At 58.8% G+C, this 17206-nt stretch carries 21 protein-coding genes and 1 other RNA gene; 7 read left to right on the top strand and 15 right to left on the bottom strand.

All coding sequences use genetic code 11. The annotated features are described in order from the left end of the window. Nucleotides 1-3: 3 nt before the first annotated feature. From AC2FFP_RS01660 to AC2FFP_RS01615, 10 genes are all read right to left on the bottom strand, one after another. Nucleotides 4-1107 (bottom strand): glycerate kinase type-2 family protein, encoded by a 1104-nt coding sequence (locus AC2FFP_RS01660; protein WP_496843588.1) that lies wholly within the window; start codon nt 1105-1107, stop codon nt 4-6. Next, nucleotides 1107-1544, bottom strand: coding sequence for a D-aminoacyl-tRNA deacylase (gene dtd, locus AC2FFP_RS01655; RefSeq protein WP_496738122.1), 438 nt, complete (start codon nt 1542-1544; stop codon nt 1107-1109). The genes AC2FFP_RS01660 and dtd overlap by 1 nt, the downstream gene beginning before the upstream one ends. 25 nt (nt 1545-1569) lie before the next feature. Next, entirely contained in the window at nt 1570-2238 is a 669-nt protein-coding gene (locus AC2FFP_RS01650; RefSeq protein ID WP_496843586.1) for a nitroreductase, read from the bottom strand. Nucleotides 2239-2338: 100 nt separating this feature from the next. Next, nucleotides 2339-3427: a TFIIB-type zinc finger domain-containing protein gene (locus tag AC2FFP_RS01645; RefSeq protein WP_496767786.1), complete on the bottom strand. Its 1089-nt coding sequence runs from the start codon at nt 3425-3427 to the stop codon at nt 2339-2341. Next, complete coding sequence (locus tag AC2FFP_RS01640; protein ID WP_496767788.1) at nt 3424-3906, bottom strand: hypothetical protein; 483 nt, start codon at nt 3904-3906, stop codon at nt 3424-3426. The genes AC2FFP_RS01645 and AC2FFP_RS01640 overlap by 4 nt, the downstream gene beginning before the upstream one ends. 64 nt (nt 3907-3970) lie before the next feature. Then, a complete protein-coding gene (locus AC2FFP_RS01635; RefSeq protein WP_496767790.1) occupies nt 3971-5119 on the bottom strand; it encodes an SPFH domain-containing protein in 1149 nt (382 codons plus the stop codon). Nucleotides 5120-5140: 21 nt separating this feature from the next. Beyond that, a complete protein-coding gene (locus AC2FFP_RS01630) occupies nt 5141-6061 on the bottom strand; it encodes a DUF2927 domain-containing protein (RefSeq protein ID WP_282119213.1) in 921 nt (306 codons plus the stop codon). A gap of 49 nt (nt 6062-6110) precedes the next feature. Continuing rightward, nucleotides 6111-7301, bottom strand: coding sequence for a toxic anion resistance protein (locus tag AC2FFP_RS01625; protein WP_058275612.1), 1191 nt, complete (start codon nt 7299-7301; stop codon nt 6111-6113). A gap of 30 nt (nt 7302-7331) precedes the next feature. Next, the gene (locus AC2FFP_RS01620) at nt 7332-8246 is read right to left on the bottom strand and encodes a 5-bromo-4-chloroindolyl phosphate hydrolysis family protein (RefSeq protein WP_496880644.1); all 915 of its coding nucleotides are present in this window, start codon (nt 8244-8246) and stop codon (nt 7332-7334) included. Between the two features lie 174 nt (nt 8247-8420). Further along, nucleotides 8421-9230, bottom strand: a complete 810-nt coding sequence (locus AC2FFP_RS01615) for a pseudouridine synthase (protein WP_496843584.1) — start codon at nt 9228-9230, stop codon at nt 8421-8423. A gap of 61 nt (nt 9231-9291) precedes the next feature. Here AC2FFP_RS01615 and AC2FFP_RS01610 point away from each other — a divergent pair, with 61 nt between their 5' ends. Beyond that, nucleotides 9292-9741 carry a nucleoside deaminase gene (locus tag AC2FFP_RS01610; protein ID WP_496880643.1) on the top strand — a complete coding sequence of 150 codons (450 nt, stop codon included), beginning with the start codon at nt 9292-9294 and terminating at the stop codon, nt 9739-9741. 2 nt (nt 9742-9743) lie between these two features. Here the strand turns inward: AC2FFP_RS01610 and AC2FFP_RS01605 are convergent, their stop codons facing one another. Continuing rightward, a complete protein-coding gene (locus tag AC2FFP_RS01605; RefSeq protein ID WP_496843582.1) occupies nt 9744-10436 on the bottom strand; it encodes a metal-dependent hydrolase in 693 nt (230 codons plus the stop codon). 60 nt (nt 10437-10496) lie between these two features. Between AC2FFP_RS01605 and AC2FFP_RS01600 the strand changes: the two genes are divergently transcribed. Further along, nucleotides 10497-11153 carry a ceramidase domain-containing protein gene (locus tag AC2FFP_RS01600; protein WP_496880642.1) on the top strand — a complete coding sequence of 219 codons (657 nt, stop codon included), beginning with the start codon at nt 10497-10499 and terminating at the stop codon, nt 11151-11153. Here the strand turns inward: AC2FFP_RS01600 and AC2FFP_RS01595 are convergent. Both AC2FFP_RS01595 and AC2FFP_RS01590 read right to left on the bottom strand, forming a co-directional pair. After that, nucleotides 11144-11707, bottom strand: coding sequence for a DUF4202 domain-containing protein (locus AC2FFP_RS01595; protein WP_496880641.1), 564 nt, complete (start codon nt 11705-11707; stop codon nt 11144-11146). The two genes, AC2FFP_RS01600 and AC2FFP_RS01595, sit on opposite strands and share 10 nt — an antisense overlap. Before the next feature lie 139 nt (nt 11708-11846). Next, entirely contained in the window at nt 11847-12011 is a 165-nt protein-coding gene (locus AC2FFP_RS01590) for a hypothetical protein (RefSeq protein ID WP_186437502.1), read from the bottom strand. Between the two features lie 237 nt (nt 12012-12248). Between AC2FFP_RS01590 and gatC the strand changes: the two genes are divergently transcribed. From gatC to rnpB, 5 genes are all read left to right on the top strand, one after another. Continuing rightward, the gene (gene gatC, locus AC2FFP_RS01585; RefSeq protein WP_058275619.1) at nt 12249-12536 is read left to right on the top strand and encodes an Asp-tRNA(Asn)/Glu-tRNA(Gln) amidotransferase subunit GatC; all 288 of its coding nucleotides are present in this window, start codon (nt 12249-12251) and stop codon (nt 12534-12536) included. A 3-nt stretch (nt 12537-12539) separates the two neighbouring features. Continuing rightward, the gene (gene gatA / locus AC2FFP_RS01580; protein WP_496767804.1) at nt 12540-14027 is read left to right on the top strand and encodes an Asp-tRNA(Asn)/Glu-tRNA(Gln) amidotransferase subunit GatA; all 1488 of its coding nucleotides are present in this window, start codon (nt 12540-12542) and stop codon (nt 14025-14027) included. Nucleotides 14028-14067: 40 nt separating this feature from the next. Beyond that, nucleotides 14068-14766 carry a hypothetical protein gene (locus AC2FFP_RS01575; RefSeq protein WP_496767806.1) on the top strand — a complete coding sequence of 233 codons (699 nt, stop codon included), beginning with the start codon at nt 14068-14070 and terminating at the stop codon, nt 14764-14766. Then, nucleotides 14723-15427 (top strand): N-acetylmuramoyl-L-alanine amidase, encoded by a 705-nt coding sequence (locus tag AC2FFP_RS01570; RefSeq protein ID WP_496767808.1) that lies wholly within the window; start codon nt 14723-14725, stop codon nt 15425-15427. Before AC2FFP_RS01575 ends, AC2FFP_RS01570 begins: the two co-directional genes overlap by 44 nt. Nucleotides 15428-15549: 122 nt before the next feature. Beyond that, nucleotides 15550-15949: RNase P RNA component class A (gene rnpB / locus AC2FFP_RS01565), an RNA gene on the top strand. An 8-nt stretch (nt 15950-15957) separates the two neighbouring features. Here rnpB and AC2FFP_RS01560 read toward each other — a convergent pair. Together AC2FFP_RS01560 and AC2FFP_RS01555 are read right to left on the bottom strand one after the other, a co-directional pair. After that, a complete protein-coding gene (locus tag AC2FFP_RS01560) occupies nt 15958-16290 on the bottom strand; it encodes a GYD domain-containing protein (RefSeq protein ID WP_058275623.1) in 333 nt (110 codons plus the stop codon). A gap of 68 nt (nt 16291-16358) precedes the next feature. Further along, nucleotides 16359-17201: a DUF2182 domain-containing protein gene (locus tag AC2FFP_RS01555; RefSeq protein WP_496767810.1), complete on the bottom strand. Its 843-nt coding sequence runs from the start codon at nt 17199-17201 to the stop codon at nt 16359-16361. Nucleotides 17202-17206: the final 5 nt, after the last annotated feature.

Genomic DNA, 17206 nt, shown 5'->3' with positions numbered 1-17206 from the left:
AATTCATCGCCTGATTGCGACAACAAGGTCCATCACGTTTGTTCCGGTCGGACCCGTCACCAACAAAGCGCCGGCGGCGTCCAGAAAACTGCCGCTATCTGCATTCTGCAGGGCATGCTCAGCACCGTCGCCCCAGGTCGTGCCATCAACCACCGCTCCGGCGGCATTGGTCGGGCCATCGGTTCCATCTGTTCCGCCAACGACCAGCGTCAGACCCGAGGTCCCGGTTATTTCACGGGCCAGCGCCAGAGCCAGCGCCTGATTACGCCCGCCGCGGCCCGGCTGATCTGGTAACACAACCGTAGGCTCACCGCCGAACACCATGACACCCGGGGGCATATCCCTCAGGCGTTGTCCCAGTTGGGAAGCGACGTGCAAGAAGTCGTCGTGCAGGCATTCTTCATTGGCCAATACTTGCAGGCTTTCACGACGCGCCAAATCTGCTGCCGCAGAACGCGCATGAGCGTTCGACGCAACAATCTGGGTCACGGCGTTAAATTCGTAAGTTTCGGGCAAGGCACCGATCCCCGATCCGATGACATTCGGATCATCCCCGGGAACGTCCGAGATTGCCAGAACGGTGGCTTTTGCCCCTTTGAAATGGGCCAGCAGCCCACCGCCCTTTATCCGGGACAGCTTGCGACGCTCGGCATTCATTGCGGTGATATCCATCCCTTCGGACAGCAGCCTGCCGTTCAGCTGCTCCAGATCACTCAAAGTGTTTCCCGGCAGCAAATCCTCAGCCAGGGATGAGGCTCCGCCCGAAACCAGAAGCAGCACATGAGAATTGGGTGCCATAGCCTCGATCGCGGCCCGCAGGGCGCGACCGCCCTCAAGGCTGCGCGCGTCCGGAACGGGGTGTGAGGCCTCGATCAGCTGAACATGTTCCGGCAGACCGCGTCCGTGATCATCCTTGGTGACAACCAGCGTTGGACGCGGGCCGAAATGTTCCAATGCCGCGCTGGCCATTGCTGCGGCTGCCTTGCCGACTGCCAAGATCTGGTCGGGCGTTGGAACCCCATCCAGAACAGCTTTGGTGGCCCTTATTCCGTCAACCGCATCAACGCCAGCCTGCCAAATGCGAATTGCCTGTTGCCTCTGATCCATCAGCTTTCCATCCAAATCGTGACTGGTCCGTCATTAACCAGCTCTACCGCCATGTCGGCACCGAATTGCCCGGTTTCGACGGCCACACCATGCGCCTGCAACCGCCGCGCAAACTCTTCATACAGGTGCTGCCCCTCATCCGGGGCCGCAGCCTCGGAAAACCCTGGCCTGTTCCCGCGCGACGTGTCGGCGGCCAGCGTAAACTGGCTGATCACCAGAGCCGAGCCACCCACATCAACGACAGAGCGGTTCATCTTGCCGTTTTCATCTTTGAAAATGCGCAACTTTGATACTTTGGCCGCAAGCTGCCCGGCCTTTTGTTCATCATCGCCTTTCATCGCACAGACCAGGATCATCAACCCAGGGCCAGACTGTCCGATCGTTTGTCCATCAACCGAGACCTTGGCCCGGGAAACCCTTTGTAGCAGTGCGCGCAAATCCGTTCTCCGTTTGTTGGCGTGGTTATTCAACCCAGCGTGCGATCTCGTCCAGACCGGCACGGCTGGTTCGAAACCCGTTTGCAGGGTGGTCTGTATCGGAATAGCCGAAAGAGATTGCGCACAAGATCAAGCGGTCATCGGGGATACCAAAGTACCGGTGCAGGAACTGACCATAGCTGGCCACCGCGGCCTGAGGGATTGTGGCCACCCCCAGCGCTTGGGCGCCGAGGGTGAAGGCCATGACAAAACCACCGCAGTCCATCGCTCCGTAAGGACCAAGGTCCGCAGGGCTTGAGATGATCGCGCAATGCGGCGCGCCGAAAAGTGCAAAGTTTTCCATCATTTGCTGGGCTGAACCTGCACGGTCCCCGCGCTGTACGCCGACGGCTTCGTACAATGCCCAGCCGCATTCACGGCGGCGTTCCTGATATATACCGGTATACGCCGTCGGGAACGGCAGGTCGGGTTCCGGTGCGCCGGTTGTGACTTCGTGTTGCAGTGCTTTTCGGAACGCGTCAGTCTCGGCGCCACTGGTGATCACGATGTTCCAGGGCTGCGCATTGCACCAGCTGGGGGCACGTGACGCACAGGTCAGAATCTGTTCGATCTGGTCCTTGGGAACGGGTTCAGGTCGGAACGCCCGGCAAGAGTGCCGCTCGGCCAGTAGTTGATCCAGATCGGATAGCGTCACACTGCTCTCCCCTTCGTGCAGACGAGGCGCAGGATGGCGGCGGGATCAACGATGTTCAAGCGGTTAAACCGCCAAAATTGCACATGAACGCGACGCGGTTCTATTGCTGACCCGTTGCCATCATGTACCCGACACCCGCCGCGACCAGCAGGCCCAGGACAACAGCGATCGTGATCTTGATGGCTGACCACGGGCGTTCACCCTGAACGCGCCCCGTTCTGCCATTCACAACGAAACGATAGGTCTGCCCCCGGTATTTGTACGCGGCCAGCCAGACGGGCAGTAATATGTGCTTGAAGGTCACATTCCGCACGTCAGTGTCGATTGCGTGAATGCGCTGTCGGTCGCCACCGATATCGAACCGAACATCCCGTTCGATCACGCGGGCCATATGCGCGCGGGCTTCAGTGTAACCATCCTGCAGTTCGACAGTATATGCTTCTGCCCGGAAACCGGCCAGATACTCGGGCTGATAAGGTTCAAGCGCCGGTAGATCCCAAGGCTCAAGCGCGTCAGTATACGTTTTGGGCAAGGACTGGGACGCCAGCACCAGAACATCGTCAAAGAACCGAGCAACCAGGCCGGATTTTGGGGACCAACGCACTTTTGCGACCTGTTGTTGCACGCGCTTGCCGTCACGCATGACGGTCCGGGTTTCGTAGTACACCGTTCCGCGTTCACCGCGATAAGCTGACTTGGTATCTGCGTCGAATGTCCAGTAGGGGACGTAAATCCCCTGCATCTTGCGGCCTTTGCGGGCATAGTCCTTCAACCCGTTGGGTGCGAACCACAACTTGCCAAGCCAGCTCGACATCGCCTTATGAGCCGACCGTTCATCCAGAGCAAAGGGCAACACGCCTTTTGGCTTGATATGCCGGTTAACTCCCGTCTCCGTGACTACCGGAGTGGCACAGAACGGGCATTCGGCCGCATGGGTGTTCGGGTCAAACTCAACCTGAGCTGCGCAGTTCGGGCAGGACAGAACCCGCGTTTCCTCGATTTCTGCTTCCGGCAGCTTGTTCGCCAGCGCCGCGTTGAAATCCAGCTCTTTCAGGCTGGCACCGCCCCACGGTCCGGCACCTATGGATTCCGAATGCCCGCAATGATCGCAGGTCAGGGTCCCGTCGCCCGGATTGAACCGATAGTCCGAGCCGCATTGCTCGCAGGGAAAGCGGTGTTCGTCTGTCATGGGTGAACCTTGATTGGAGGGGGGTATTTTCCGGGCCCGATAATCAGGCGCACGATCAACGCAGCGAGGACGCAGATCAGAATAAATTGGAAAGAGTTCTCGGCGAGCCGCCACCAGCCATAATCAGTCAAAATGCCGTTTTCTTCGATTGTTCCGTTAGCGTCGCCAAACCCAAACCTAGTGTCGGGGTTCTGTGACTTTCGCCAACCACGGTAGCGGCTTATGGCAACCCAAACGGCTACAAGGCCAAACCCAATTCCCGCGCCCCAGAAAGCAGCGCGGACATAGCTAACGGTGCGCCGCATCAAGATGCGCAAAAACGGTTTGACCACTAGCCAACAGATGAAAAGAGAAATTGGCAGGCCAAACAACGCGTACCAGAAAACAAGGGACAGCGAGTTCAGATCAAATCCATTTCGATACGCGTAGGAGAAAACCGGAACGCCAATAACTCCTGCCCATCCCAGAAGCGCGGACATTTTGACCGCGCACGCGATATCGCGTTGGGAATAAGGAGCTGTCTTACCGGCGTCAGCCACAAGGTTAGCTTCCCGGCGGTGGTGGTGGCAATATCGTGAACAGTTGCGCCAGTTCCTGCACGTCACCGGCCTTTTTCCATCCGTCCTGACCGGCGGTCCAGACATGGGTGTCACGGGTGATATCACCGTCGGTCGCCATGCGGCCCATCTTGGCCTTGGAAAACGGCCCGGTGGTCTGCCCGTCTACCGCGATATGCCAGACATGCTCGACCGGCGGAGGAGGTGGCGGTGCCGCATGCGCCGCCGGTTGCGGCGCAGCGGGGGCGGAACCGCCCCACGGGCCGCTTGGTTGACCCGCTGCCATGTTTGCCATCTGGTTGGCCATCGCCATGCCCATGCCCATGCCAAGACCCGCACCCATGCCTCCACCTTGTCCGGGGTTGTTGGCGGCTGCAGTCATCGCCTCGGCGGCGGAATACTGGGTGAACTTGCCCAGATCGCCTGCCAATCCCATCGACGTCCGCTTGTCCAACGCAGCCTCGACCGCAGGCGGTAGCGAGATGTTCTCGATGTAGAACTCCGGCATTTCAAGCCCGTACCCTTCCAGCACGGGCGAGACCTCGGCCGCGATCAGTTTGCCCAGATCGGCGGTGTTGGCGGCCATGTCCAGCACCGGAATGCCCGATCCTGCGATAACGCGGCTGAACTCCTGCACGATGATGTTACGGATCTGAAAGCTGATCTCATCCATGGTGAATTCACCATCGGTGCCAACGATTTCAATCAGGAACTTCGCCGGGTCCTTGACCCGGACTGTGTAGGTGCCAAAGGCGCGGATACGGGTCGGTCCGAATTCCGGGTCGCGCAGCATGATCGGGTTCTTGGTGCCCCATTTCAGATCATTGAAACGCGTCGTGTTGACGAAATAGATCTCGGACTTGAAGGGTGATTGAAATCCATGATCCCAATGCTGCAGCGTCGTCAGGATCGGCATGTTGTTGGTCTCAAGCATATAAAGACCGGGCGTAAACACGTCTGCCAGTTGTCCCTCGTGCACGAATACCGCTGCCTGTCCTTCGCGCACCGTCAGTTTGGCGCCGTACTTGATAGCATGTCCTTCACGCTCGAACCGCCAGACCATGGTGTCACGGGTGTCGTCGACCCAGTGAATGACGTCGATAAACTCTCCGGTCAGAAAATCGAAAATACCCATTGGGGTCTCCTTTCCTTGGGCTCAGAGCTGCTGGCCCATCAATTCGCGAGCAATAATCCGGACCACCGGGCGGGCGTCCTCGGCTGTCACACCGGGCTCAAGTCGGGGATCATAAAGCATTGTCAGAAGTTTTTCGTCATGGCTGGTCAACAGCGCAAACTCGTCATTGTCATTGAAAATCGAAGGCCGTGCCGCCGGGCTGTCATTGGACAATCCAAGCCCCTGCGCAATTTCCTCGTGGATGCAGCTGCGCCGGGTGAGGTCTGGCAGTTCAGCCCGGATGAGCGTGACAGCCCGCACAAATTTATACGGTGAGGTATTGGTCGGAGACGCAAAAACAAGGCAGTCAATATTGGCACGCGGGTTTGCTACCAAATCCAGTGAAGGCGTGCTGATACCGGGAATCAGCTGTTTCAGGCGTTTCACCACATAGGCGCTGTCATCTTTGCCTGCAAAGAAGACATGGAAATTGGCCTTGCGATTGACGACCGAGATTGGATGATCCGTCAATTTGCTCAGCCGTTCCGCAAATGCCTCGACGTCGGCGGAGTCTTTTGCGCGTATCTCGGGTGCCACAGACGGGGCGAACTCGGTCTGAATTCGCACAGGTCCCGCCCACCGGCTAAGCTGCCCGTCCGTTCGCCGAATGCGCGTGGTTACAGCGTGATCGGGGTATTCGCTGTAAAAGGCAATAGCCTCGAAATTACGGGCCAGATCATCGGCATCATAGGGTGTGTCGGGGCCACCTCCATCCACGCGCAACATGTCGCGGGTCAGCAGGTCTCGTTCGACCCGCTGATAGAACCGGGCCAGATCTTGACTTGCCGCAGACGGGGGAACATAAGCATTAGGTGCCGGTGCAGGTGCAACCGGGCGCGGTTGCGGCACGACGGACGACGTCAGCGCCTCATCGCAATTGGCCAGCGCCAACAGCGCCACCATACCCAACAGAGGTTTCAGATATCCCGGCACTTGCACGCCCAGCCTGCCTTTAGCTCGAAACCGCAGTTCCAGCGTTGTCGCCGACGCCGTCTTTGCGCGCCTTGGCAGAGGCAAGGGTGTCGCGTAGCTCGGTCTCCATCTTCTGCAGCTCCTGTTCGGCTGCGGCGCGTTTGGCCTTGCCTTCGTCAGCAATTGCAAGGCTTTCGTTGATCGTACCGATCAGGTCAGCATTGGCTTGCTTGACCGCCTCGATATCAAACACACCGCGTTCCATTTCCTCGCGGATCATCTTGTTCGACTCACGCAGGTTCGCCGCGTTCGAGGTCAGCAGCTCATTCGTCAGGTCATTCGCATCACGCACGGCCGCGGCCGCCTCGGCGCTACGCTGGATGGTGACGGCCTGCGCCAGTTGCGTTTCCCACAGAGGCACGGTGTTGACGAGCGTCGAGTTGATCTTGGTCACCAGCGACTTGTCGTTTTCCTGCACCAACCGGATCGAGGGCAGCGATTGCATCGTTACCTGTCGCGTCAGCTTCAGATCGTGAACACGCCGTTCCAGATCATCCCGCGCTGCGCGCAGGTCACGCAGCTCTTGCGCTTTCATGACTTGTTGGTCTTCGGGAGCTGCCTGAACTTCGGCTTCTTTTTCGGGGATGTTCTGGCTGTCCAGCTCGGTCAGCTTTTCTTCACCTGCTGCGATATACAGCGCAAGCTCGTCATAGAAGCCCAGCGTTTTTTCGTACAACAGGTCCAGCGACTTGATGTCTTTCAGTAGCGTATGTTCGTGGCCCAGCAAGTCGTCGGTGATCCTGTCGATCTGCCCCTGAACATCTTCAAACTTGGCGGTAAATTGGGCAAAAGGCGCAGCCTTGCCCAACAGCTTTTCCCACCAGCTGCGTTCGCGCCGGACGTCCAACTCGCTGACTGAAAATCCGCGGATCGTCGTCACGATATTGCGCAGACTGTCCCCGGCAGGTCCGACATCTTTGTTGCGGACATCCGCCAACATGGCCTGGCTGATTTCCTGCAATTCCGCCTGGGCAGACGACCCGAACGCGACGATGGAATTGGTATTATCCATGTCGATCTCATCCATGCGCTTGCGGATTTCGGCGCTGACAGGTTCGTCGGCCTCTTCAAGCAAGACGATTTCGGCGGTTGGGTCGGGCAGGGTGACAGCGGTCACTTCCTGCACCAGCGTTTCAGCCTCGACCGCCTTGTTCTTGATGTCATCGGACATGGGGGTAATCCTCTCTCAAATTGTGGCCGGTCAGTCCAACCGGACGCCTTCGCGTTGCAGCCTTTCGCGCAACACATCAATTTCAACCGTCAGATCACTGCGGTCGTCCAAAAGCAACTTGCGGGTGCGCGCCGCAAAATTCTGTTCAAGATCATCCAGGAGGGACGAATAATCCTCCAGCGCCTGCGTGTCGCGTGTTCGGGCGTACACGTCGGCGAATTTGACCGTCGCGTCACGCGCGCCCTTTAAGTAAACGGTCAGGTATTTTCGCGCACCGGCCAGATCGCGCGGGTCTTCCTCGACCGTGCGGAACAGTTCGCGGGCGGTATCCTGAAACCGTTCAACGCGGGCCTCGATCCTGCGGTCGCCCGCACGTTTGATGGCGTCGGTCATCTCGGACAGGTGCGTTTCGGCGTCTTCAACTACGCGGGCAACGCGGTCTTGCTGAAAGGTATCGATGCCCTCCATACCCTTGTCTTTCATCGGATCAATTCCGAATGAGGCTGAGTGGAGGGCACCAGCTACCAAGCCGAACAGGATCGGCGCAATAAGGCTAGCCTCGGACGCTGTAGCCGCATCCAGAAATTCTGTGCGGTATGCGGCCAACCCGATCCCAAGCCCGGTCAGGAGACTGGAGAATATTTTTCTGGGAAACGCCGGGCGACGGGCGGTGCGCCGGGCATTATAGGCAGACTCGGCCCGCAATCCTTCACGCAAGAGGAAGGCCGCGCCGGTCAAAACGCCGGCTGCAATCAGCCCAATTGTCATGCCAACTGCGCCGTCGTTCAGTGACAGGAACACCAAAGGGATCGCGGGCAAGAACAAAAGGTTGGCGCGGGCGCCAGCAGGTTCGACGCGTGCGCCGTCAAACTGGCCACGCGGGTTTTGGTCTGGCTGTGCCGAGTCGCCTTGAGGGCTGTATTTTCCGCCATACCGTTTGGTCATGCGCTCACAAGCCCCCTAGCAGGCCAGTGCACACGCCAAGCATTAGTGCCAACAGCACAACATAGGCTAATTTTTGCACTCCGGTCCCGGACATGGCGCCCCCCAAAAATGTCCCTTGGGGAAATCTAGGCCATGAGAGGCCGTGGCGCTAGGGGGAAGGTTGCCTAACCTGCGTCACTTGCGAGGTTTCTTGCCGACCAGGGGCCGATTTCGCTGTGGGCGAGCGGGTCGTTTGGCCGGTGCTTCGGGCTCGGCTTCCAACCCCAGTTGATCGCGCATGACCCGTCGGCGGATCTCTTCGACTTCGCCGGGTTTCAGGCTTCCCAGCTGGAAGGGGCCGTAGGACACTCGCAGCAGCCGGTTCACCGCAAAACCGATATCTTCTATCGCACGCCGAATTTCACGGTTCTTGCCTTCGCGCAGACCGATGGTCAGCCAGGCATTTGCGCCTTGTTGACGGTCCAGCGTGACGTCCATCGGCAAAAAGCGTTCCCCGTCGATCACAAGCCCTTTACGAAGCGGTGCAAAATCCTCATCCTTTGGGCGGCCATTCACCCGCACGCGGTACTTGCGTAGCCATCCGGTCGAGGGCAGTTCCAACTTGCGCTTGATGCCGCCATCATTGGTCAACAGCAGCAACCCTTCCGAGTTCAGGTCCAACCGCCCAACGCTCATGACCCGGGGCATATCCTCGGGCAGTTTGTCAAAAATGGTCGCGCGTCCTTTTTCGTCACGTGTCGTTGTCACCAGACCCGAAGGTTTGTGGTACAGCCACAGGCGCGAAGGTTCCGGTTCCGACACCGGTTTGCCGTCGACAAAGATCTTGTCTTTGGCGGTGACGTTCAGCGCGGGGCTGTCGATTGTCTTGCCGTTTACACTCACACGACCTGCTTCGATCATGCGTTCGGCTTCACGGCGCGAGGCAACGCCTGCGCGGGCAAGGACTTTGGCGATCCGGTCGCCTGGAGGAGGGGTTTTGGTCATCCGCAGCCCATAGCGCATCCCAGCCGCTTGCGAAAGACAGGTTTCTGTTGCAGTCAGAGGCATGGCGTTCAGATCACATATGGATATGGCGTTGGTTGAAGCGCGCGCTGCGGCGGATCGCGGCGAGGTGCCTGTGGGCGCTGTTATTGCCGGCCCCGATGGATCGATCGTGGCCTCTGCGGGCAACCGAACACGAGAACTGAACGATCCCACCGCCCATGCCGAGATACTGGCCCTGCGTGCTGCATGCGCCGCAGCCGGATCCGAACGTCTGCCCGATCACGATCTCTATGTGACGTTAGAGCCTTGCGCGATGTGTGCGGCGGCTCTGGCAGCGGCGCGTATCCGGCGCATCTATTACGGGGCCGCCGATCCGAAATCAGGTGGCGTTGCTCATGGCGCGCGGGTTTTCACCCATACACAAGCACACCACGTGCCAGAGGTTTACGACGGTATCGGAGGGCAGGAGGCCGCCGAGCTTCTGAAAGAGTTCTTCGCCGCACGGCGTTGACCCTATATGGTAATGGCCTTCATCACTTCGGGTTCGATGACATCGACCCCCGGCAACCCGTCGACCAGCGCCTGAGCTGATTGTTCGAGGATCGGGAAGGTCTTGTAGTGGCAGGGAATCACGGTCTTGAAATTGAAATACCGCTTGGCCGCATATGCCGCGCCCTTCATGTCCATCGTGAAGTGACCGCCTGCCGACAGGATCCCGATATCGGGTTTGTAGTAATCCCCCATCCAATCCATATCGGCCATGATGTCGGTATCGCCCGAGACATACAGCATGTGCCCGTCCGAGGCTATCATGAATCCAACCTCGCTGCCGCCGGTACGCAGCCCGTCAGGTGTTGAAAATGTCGAGCTGTGAGAGGCTGGCACCATCGACACTTTGACGCCGTTCAGGTTCACGGTGCCGCCCTTGTTGTAGCCGATGGTTTCCAGGCCTTCGGACTCGCTCCAATACCCCATTAGGTCGTATTGTCCGACCACGGGGACGTTCAGGTGCTTGGCCAGCGATACGACATCGGCGACGTGATCGAAGTGTGTATGCGTCAGAAGGATATGAGTCGCATCGTTTAGCGCGTCATCATGCTGTTCCTCGGACAAGACTGGGTTACCCGTCAGCCAGGGGTCGACCAGCAGAACCTGTCCGCCGGTTTCGATGCGGAAACTGCCGTGTCCCAGCCAAATGATGTTCATGAATTCATCCTCCCAAAACAAATTGTTGGCATTAACTTAGCATCGGCTATGTAAAAGTTCATGGACTGGTTTCAGGAAATTGATGGCTATTGCGAGCGCTTGTCGCCCGCCTATTGGGCCGAGCCGATAAACGCGGTGACAAACGCGGCGTTTCTGATTGCGGCTTTTGTCATGTGGCGACGCGTGCGCGGGCAGGGGATGCCGCTGGCGATGCTGTTGGTGGCCATTCTGACGGCCATCGGGCTTGGCAGCTACCTGTTCCATACGCACGCGCAGGTCTGGGCCGCCATGGCGGATGTTCTGCCGATTTTGCTGTACATCTTGGTCTACATTTTCGCGATCAACCGGGACGTCTGGCACATGCGGCCGCTTACGGCCGGGATCGTGACGGCGCTGTTCGTTCCCTATGCCACAGCTACGGTGCCCTTGTTCCAGCTTGTGCCGGGATTGGGTGGATCAGCAGCCTATGCCCCTGTGCCGCTGCTGATCTTGATCTATGCGTTCCTTTTGCGCCGCCGGGTGCCGGACACCGCCCGTGGTCTGGCCATCGGGGCGATGATCCTGATCGCATCGATCACCTTTCGTACGCTGGACGAACCCATATGTGGGCAGATCCCGTTTGGCACGCATTTCATGTGGCACATCCTGAATGCCCTCATGCTGGGCTGGATGATCGAGGTGTATCGTAGGCACCTGACCCGCGCGGCTCAGGCCTGAAACGCTGCGGCCAGTTCTGCGGGCAGGTCAAATTCGGACAGCACGCGTGCACGGCCTTGATCCGACATCTTGCGCGCGGTTTTTTCGACAATACTTTGAATTTTCTCGGCTGAGTGCTTTTTGGCAAACGGAGCGAAATACCATTTGAGGAAAACAAAGCAGATGACATCCTCCAGCGCCTGCACCTCGTCGTCACGCTTGATGCCCTGTTTGCGCAGCATCCGGCCAGCAGATTCGATATCCTCGGCAGAGTAGCCGTTCTGTTTCATAAGCCCCATCACGATCTCGGCGTGGTGGACGCCCTGCGCCTTGCGCCAAGCCAGATATCCGGCACGACCTTCCGGGTATTCACTACGCGCGAGCTTCCATCGTTCCACATGCTGACCCCGCGCTGCAATCTGCAACGGGTCAGAGGCGTCGGGGAACAACCTGTCCAACTCAGCGCTCATGCGCTGACCATAAAGCAGTTCAGCGGGCTGGCCGTCTTCGAGGTTGGGGGCGTGTGAGTTGGCCGCATCAATTGCGTCCATAACAGCTTGCTTGCGCGCGTTCATCTTCCGCTCCGTTGGCTTGCCGGGTTTGCAGGGCAGGCCGGCGGGTTACTGTGGACCACCGTAGCGATACGCCGCGCGGAACGCAGCAGGCAATTGTCGGGCCGGGGCATTTAGACCCGACCCGGTTTTGCGGGCTAAATTACTTGCCCGGTTTGTTCTGATCCTGGGTGACAGGTTCCGACACCTGATCGGGGAAAATCAGGCTGCGGGTCAGGGTGTCCATGCTTGGGCCAAAAGCGCCCGCCTGAGCTTGCGCAGCAAGAACCGTAGTGGCCAGTACAAAGGCAGTCATGAACGTTTTCATCGTTTTTCTCCATATAAGGCTGTGCCGTGTCATATGAAATGAACAGTTCAGTTCAGTATTTCAAGATGTGAAGTGAACTAATCGGTTCACTTTTTTACTTCGGGGTATTCAGAAATGAATGATCGGACAGGATTTATGGACCTTTGCCATGCGCTCAAGGATGGATCAGCGCCTTGCCGGTCTTGCGACCCGGCGACCAGACAGGTAAATGCCCCCTAACGCATATGAGGATATCCGATGTCGATTGACCAAAGCAACGCCGCCAAGGTGGCCAAACTGGCCCGGATCAAGGTCGAGGATGACGCGCTGCCTGCGCTGGCATCCGAATTCAACACCATCCTTGGCTTCATCGAACAACTCAATGAAGTGGATGTTGAAGGTGTCGAGCCGATGGTTTCGGTCGAACCGATGCGCCTGAAACGTCGCGAGGACGTGGTGACCGACGGGAACCAGCAGGACAAGGTTCTGGCCAATGCCCCCGATGCGCGCGAAGGGTTCTTCGCTGTTCCCAAAGTTGTGGAGTAAGACATGAGCGATCTGAACAAACTGGGCCTGGCCGAAGCTCGTGACGCATTGCGTGCCGGTGACGTAACCTCGGTTGAGTTGACCGAGTCCTGCCTGAAAGCGATCGATGACGCCGACGCGCTGAACGCTTTTGTTCACAAAACGCCAGAAATCGCGCTGGAGCGCGCCAAGGCGGCGGACGAGCGGATCAAGGGCGGCGATGCACCTTCTATGTGCGGCCTGCCGATCGGCATTAAGGACTTGTTCTGCACCAAAGGGGTGCCTTCACAGGCGGCATCGAAAATCCTTGAAGGTTTCAAGCCTGAATACGAATCCACAGTATCCCAGCAGTTGGCCGACTCTGGCGCAGTCATGCTGGGCAAACTGAACATGGACGAATTCGCCATGGGCTCGTCAAACGAGACATCGGTTTACGGCAACGCGGTCAGCCCTTGGCGTCGCGGCAATGACGACGCACAACTGACACCCGGTGGCTCATCTGGCGGGTCGGCCTCGGCTGTGGCAGCAGACCTGTGCCTGGCCGCCACCGGCACCGATACAGGCGGTTCAATTCGTCAACCTGCAGCGTTTGTAGGTATCACTGGTATCAAGCCGACTTATGGTCGTTGCTCGCGCTGGGGCATCGTGGCTTTTGCGTCCTCGCTGGATCAGGCGGGTCCGATGACTAAAAACGTGCGCGATGCAGCCATCATGCTCGAGGCGATGTGTGGTCACGACCCCAAGGATTCGACCAGTACGGAACTGGCAGTTCCGAACTTCGAGGCCATGCTAACCGGCGATATCAAAGGCAAGAAAATCGGTATCCCCAAAGAATACCGCATGGACGGGATGCCGGCTGAGATTGAAAAACTCTGGGCCGAAGGCGCCGAGATGTTGAAAGCAGCGGGTGCTGAAATCGTCGACATTTCGCTGCCGCACACCAAGTATGCGCTGCCCGCATACTACGTGATTGCACCTGCCGAAGCGTCCTCGAACCTCGCGCGTTATGACGGTGTCCGTTATGGTCGCCGCGCGCAGCTGGCACAGGGCGACGGTATCACCGAGATGTACGAAAAGACCCGCGCCGAAGGCTTTGGCCACGAAGTTCAGCGCCGGGTCATGATCGGCACCTATGTGCTGTCGGCAGGGTTCTATGATGCCTACTATAACCGCGCCCGTAAGGTGCGGACGCTGATCAAGAAAGATTTCGAAGATGTCTTTGCCGCAGGGATCGATGCGATTCTGACGCCTGCTACCCCGTCGGCGTCCTTCGGTCTGGGCGAGATGACCGAGGCGGACCCGGTGCAGATGTACCTCAACGACGTCTTTACCGTGACAGTGAACCTTGCCGGCTTGCCCGGTATCTCGGTTCCCGCAGGTCTGGACCAACAGGGCTTGCCTTTGGGTCTGCAACTGATCGGCCGTCCATGGGAAGAAGGCGATTTGCTGAACACGGCCTATGCGTTGGAAAGCGCCGCTGGATTTGTGGCCAAGCCGGGTAAATGGTGGTAATCCTCGGATCAGGCAAGACCAGCTAAGACGGAGCAGCTGAATGCGCTTTACGCTTCTGATCCCCGCAATCGGGCTTGTGGCCGCCTGCAACACGGTGGCCCCGGTCCAGGGTACAGGATTTAACACGCCTCAATATCAGGCACAGCGCGAGGCCGCGCTGGCTGGCCCGGGCTACACCGGAAACCCTTTGGTTGGGCCTGCTGAAGTCTCAGAACAGCAACTTGGCGCTCCTGGCACCGCGCCGACCGGGGACAACGCAGATATCGCGTCGGCAACCGCGGCTGCATTGGCCAACACTTCGGGGCAAAGCACGTTGACGCAAGTCCCGCTGTCCGCCGCCAGTAACAATGCGATCTCCGACGAACAGGATTTTGCGGCTGTATCAGGACGTCGCACGATCGAAAACGACGCGGCCCTGATTCAACAGAACCGCCAGACCTACGAAGTCGTCACCCCAACTGCTGTTCCGCAGCGCGGATCGGACGGCCAGCCCAATATCGTGCAATACGCTCTAAGCACCTCAAATCCCGTCGGCACGCAGCTATACAGTCGCGCTGGCTTTAACCTCGAAGCCAAGGCTCAACGGAACTGCGCCAAGTTCCCGTCGCCCGACCAGGCTCAGATCGAGTTTCTGTCCAATGGTGGCCCGCAGCGGGACCGCAACGGGCTGGACCCCGATGGGGATGGATACGCTTGTGGCTGGGATCCCAGTGCCTTCCGCAGTGCCGTCAACAACTGACGCATTGGCGCCGATCTGGCACCCATCGCCCAACTTCGGGCCGCGTAGGGACGGGCTGAAGCCGTCCCTGATCGTTTTGCACTATACGGCAATGAACAGCGCGCAAGAGGCGCTGGACAGGCTATGCGATCCCGTCCACGAAGTTTCGGCGCACTACCTGATAGGTGGTGACGGAACACTCTGGCAGTTGGTGCGGGAAGGGGACCGCGCCTGGCACGCAGGGGCTGGCGAGTGGCACAGTCAGAGCGACATCAACTCCCGTTCGATCGGCATCGAACTGGACAACACCGGCATACACCCGTTCTCAGAACCGCAAATGCAACGGTTGGAGAAATTGTTGCATAAGATCATGCACCGTTGGACCATCCAGCCAAACGGCGTTATCGGCCATTCCGACATGGCACCCGGGCGAAAATTCGATCCGGGCCCACGATTTGACTGGCTGCGGCTGGAACGCAACGCGCTGGCCGCATCACGCGAACAAGGCGATGGTCGACAAGATGCCCCACAGGACCGATTTCGTACCCTAGCTCAAGCGGCCGGATTCAGTGCTGAAGTAGACGACGAAACCCTCCTGAGTGCCGTTCGTCTGCGATATCGCCCCTGGGGCAAAGGGCCATTGCGGCCAGCCGACTTCGCGCCCTTGACCCCACAATCCTGATCCGCTCTTCAACGGGCAAAAATATCCCGGGGTTGAATTGGCCGCAGGCCCAGAAGGGGCTGGCCCCTTCGCACGCTCTCCACTCTTGACGCGGCTTGGCACAAGGCATACCCACCGCTTGCGCGGAGGGCCGGATGGCCGCTGGGGTCGCAAGGCCCGAGAGGAAAGTCCGGACTCCACAAGACAACGGTGCCGGGTAACGCCCGGGCGGGGCAACCCGACGGAAAGCGCCACAGAAATCAAACCGCCCCGGACTTAGGTCCGAGGTAAGGGTGAAACGGTGGGGTAAGAGCCCACCGCGCCGCTGGCAACAGTGGCGGCACGGCAAGCCCCACCGGGAGCAATGCCAAATAGGGTCCCCGCGCGGGCAGGTCGGCGTCAGCCGAAACCGCCGCTAGGCACGTCCTGGCCAAGAGGGACCGGGTTGGCAGCTTGAGCCGCGCAGCAATGCACGGCCTAGAGGAATGGTCATCGAAGGGGGCAACCCCGGAACAAGATCCGGCTTACAGGCCCTCCGCGCATAACTCTGTTCACTTACCGGGCGGCGTGTAAGCCCCGGTCAGCTTGGCGGCCTTTTTGGTAATGGCGGCAAAGTCCTTCGCCTTCCAGGCGCGTACTGTTTCAACGTTTGATACTGCACCCGAGGCCGCAACGGCCATTCCAATGGCTACTGCGTCAGTGCCATCCGGAACTTCACTTACGACCACCACGTCATTTTCGCCGGTCGTCATGTAAAAAGCCAAAAGCTTGCCGCCGACTTTTTTCAGCAACGCCCGGACGGCCGCCGTGCGGTCTGCAGGCTTCTTCAGCATTCCTTTGACGCCATCCTGGGAGTAGGTCGCATAAGTGATGAAAATAGGCATAAGTCTTCTCCTTGGTTCAATGGTCTGGAACGCTGAAATTGACCGGTTCCGCGGCCTGGAAACGGGATCTAAAAAATGCTCACAATGGCGTCCAAGGCGACCCAGAAACCCACTGCAATCAGAGCCAAGCCGGTCAAAGTGGGCAACCAGCGTGCGCCCGGCAGCAGCTTTTCCAAAGCCACGTAAATGGCAATTCCGGCAATCCAGTACAGATTCATGATCCCGCCTACGAACAGCAGGGCCATCAAGGCCCAGCAACAGCCCAGACAATACAGCCCATGCAACGCACCGGTTCGGAACGCACCAAACGCGCCAGGTTTGTGATGGACGGCAATGAACCGGGCAGGGCTTTGACAAAGCCGCAGACAGGCAGACTTGAGGTCCGAAAGCTGATACGCGCCTGCCGCAATCAGGACGCAGCCAGCAAATGTTTTGGACCGGATCGTCATCATTGGACCATCGGACAGCCCGATGTTTTCCAGACCCCATTGCAACCCCGTCGCGGCAAGGCTGAACAAAGCCCAGGCGATCAGGTAGCCTGCGAGAAAGCAAAAACTGAACTGCGCTGCCTTGTCACGTTCGGGTCCCGCACGCTTTATCGCCGAATACAGCAAGACCGCAGGTGCAGCGCTGGGGGTCATCATCGCGATCATCATGACCCACCACATCAGAAAGATCAGGATTACGTATTGCACACCCCAACTGGGCGCTTCGCCCATGTGCATGGGTTCTCCGATCGGACCCGCCATATTGGTCATTTCGCTGGCCGTCATGTTCATGCCGATCCCGGCGATGGTGTACCAGGCTGCAGCCAAAACAATCAGCGACACACCGAACAGCACGATGACCCGCTCACGCCGCATAAGCCGCTCAACCGGCCCAGTGCGGGGCGGTGTGGGATGGGATGTCATGATGA

The sequence above is a fragment of the Ruegeria sp. YTSC004 genome, assembly GCF_059609805.1.
This window is presented reverse-complemented; position numbering and strand designations above follow the sequence as displayed.